Raw genomic sequence first — 876 nt, forward strand, 5'->3', positions numbered from 1 at the left:
TCCTGACGCCGGTCGCCTATCTCCTGCTTGGCCGCTTCGTCACGCCGAAGACCCACGAGGAAGCCCGACTGAAGCGCGAGTTGGAGGAAGCCGCCTACACCAATGTGGAGCCGGCTGAATAGAAATCCCAGGAAAAGTGTGCAGCGGTTTTTCGTCCGAATTTCGTAAGAAAAATAATTCCGCCTATCTCAAGAACCGGCCTTCGATCGACCAGCGCGCGGCGAGAAAATTCAGCACCGCCGCCACCACGACGCCGCCGATTTTCGCCGGCCACACCCCGATGATGCCGGCGAACAGCGCGATCGAGAGGCTGGAGACACCGAGCGAAATCAGCGCTCCAAGCGTGGCGAAACGAAGGAACGCGTCATGCAGCCGGATGGCTCGATTGCGCTCAAACGACCACAAGCCGTTCGCCGCGAAGGAAAAGGTGACGGCGACGAACCAGGCAGCGATGTTGGCCGGCACCGGCGGAACCCCGAGCTTGAGCAGCAGGAAAAAGCTGGCAAGGTCGATGGCCGTGTTCGCCAGTCCGACAATGGCGAAGCGGACGATCTTGCTGCCGGCCGAACGCTGGGGCCGATCGGCGTCGCTCATCTCTTGCCGTCCAAGATCTCGACGCCGGCGCGGGCCAGGCTGGCTCCGAACGCGTCCGATGCGAGGGCCGCGAATTCGACCTCGCGCACACCTTGCATCATGTCGCGCGCGCGCAGCGTCTCGTCGACATGGCCGGGATGACACATGAACAGCCCTCGCTCTGGCAACCCTTCGACGGCGGCCTGCAGAACCGCAGCGAACTTTTCCGGTTGCCGCCAGTCATAGATGCCGGCGAGCGGCTGGAAAACGGTGAAGCCCGCGCGCTGCATCGAGCGGTTGAAC

2 protein-coding genes are annotated in these 876 nt (G+C 63.0%); both read right to left on the bottom strand.

Annotated features, from left to right (window positions below):
- Positions 1-183: 183 nt before the first annotated feature.
- Positions 184-594 carry a GtrA family protein gene (locus EOC06_RS04640; RefSeq protein ID WP_127269060.1) on the bottom strand — a complete coding sequence of 137 codons (411 nt, stop codon included), beginning with the start codon at positions 592-594 and terminating at the stop codon, positions 184-186.
- Positions 591-876: ChbG/HpnK family deacetylase (locus tag EOC06_RS41695; protein ID WP_245469331.1), on the bottom strand; the 286-nt coding region annotated here is incomplete at its 5' end. The genes EOC06_RS41695 and EOC06_RS04640, both read right to left, overlap by 4 nt.

Origin of the sequence: Mesorhizobium sp. M7A.F.Ca.MR.362.00.0.0 (assembly GCF_004023175.1) — a bacterium.
Classification (GTDB): Bacteria; Pseudomonadota; Alphaproteobacteria; order Rhizobiales; family Rhizobiaceae; genus Mesorhizobium.

Coding starts and splice junctions, on each gene's coding strand:
- EOC06_RS04640 (WP_127269060.1), bottom strand. CDS start 594: ATGAGCGACGCCGATCGGCCCCAGCGTTCGGCCGGCAGCAAGATCGTC.